Annotated in this window: 1 pseudogene; it reads right to left on the bottom strand. The window is 67.1% G+C overall.

What is annotated here, in order from left to right:
- Nucleotides 1–506 precede the first annotated feature (506 nt).
- Nucleotides 507–1,025, bottom strand: a pseudogene (locus AB0F29_RS41580) (FUSC family protein); the annotation flags it as partial.
- Between the last annotated feature and the right edge of the window lie 180 nt (nt 1,026–1,205).

Genomic DNA, 1,205 nt, shown 5'->3' with positions numbered 1-1,205 from the left:
CCGCTACGAGAAGACCGCGACCGTCTACCTGGCCGGGCTCCACGTCGCGGCCATCCTCATCTGGTCAGCACGATGATCCGAGAGAAACGGCCTAGGTAGCCCCAGCGGGCGCCAGGTGAGCGTGTCACATCTGATAGCAGATTCTGCGTCTGCTGGTGGTACACGACTCGCGTGGTTACTGACCAGCGGAAACGGTCGTGATTCGACCGCACTGCAGGCGGCTGGGCCGCGTATGGCCCGGATCTTGGGCAGAGGACAGTGGGCCCCTGACCGACAGCCCGTGACGCTGGCGAGCCGGCACACAAGGGAGGGGCGGGCCGACAGGTCTCCACAAAGGAGACCTCGGTCCGAAGGGTTACGAGAGAGGAACTCGTCAGGGCTTGGACCGCGGAGCGGGCAATCCACCGACTGATCGCTGCGTCCTAAGCGTGAAGCTCCCTCATCTCGGCCATCTGTCGGACCAGGCGGACCTCGGAAGCGGGGCGCACGCCTGCTGCGACAGGTGGTCATCCACCCCGGTGCGCGGGTTCCGAACCATCGCCTTGTGCCTCCACCGCTTCCCGCACGCGCTGTCCCTCGCGCAGGGAGCCGACATCGCGCTCCAAGAGGGTGCGGCTCACCGCTGTCGCCAGGTTTTCCAGGGCGTGCTTCTACAGGTCTGCCTCGCTCCGTGGCGCCGGGCTCCGGCCACCGGCTCTTTCCCATGTCTGGAGGGCCTTCTCCACGCGTGCCCAGTCCGGATCCCTGTGCTCGCGCATAGCGGCTGCCGCCTGCTCCGTGTCCGATTCCAGGGCTTCGGCCAACGCCTCCACCTCGGGAGTGGAAGGGTTGTCGTCGTGCGGGACGCGGCTCTCCATGAGTGTTGCTGCTCTGCCGAAACCTTCGAGCGCCTCCTGAGCAGCCTTCGCCTCTTGCGCAGTTAGGCCCCTGGGGCGGACCGGTTCCTGTTGTGCTCGGTCGTAAGCCTCCTGCCAGGCGGCGCGGGCTCTTCTGCTCGCCAGTTGGGCGCTGCGCATGTCGGCACGGCCGCACAGCTGCCCCTGGGGCACGGCTACTGGGCGCCCATCGCCTCGGCGCCTTCTCCGCGGGCGGGGCCACCTTCCAGCGCGCCTAGGCCGTTTCTTACGGATCAGTGAGCGGCCAGTGGTGTGATGGGTCCATGCGGCGTGAGAACTGTGCGACCAGGAACCACATAAGTGTGTGGC

The sequence above is a fragment of the Streptomyces sp. NPDC026589 genome, assembly GCF_040638385.1.
Lineage (GTDB): Bacteria > Actinomycetota > Actinomycetes > Streptomycetales > Streptomycetaceae > Streptomyces.
This window is presented reverse-complemented; position numbering and strand designations above follow the sequence as displayed.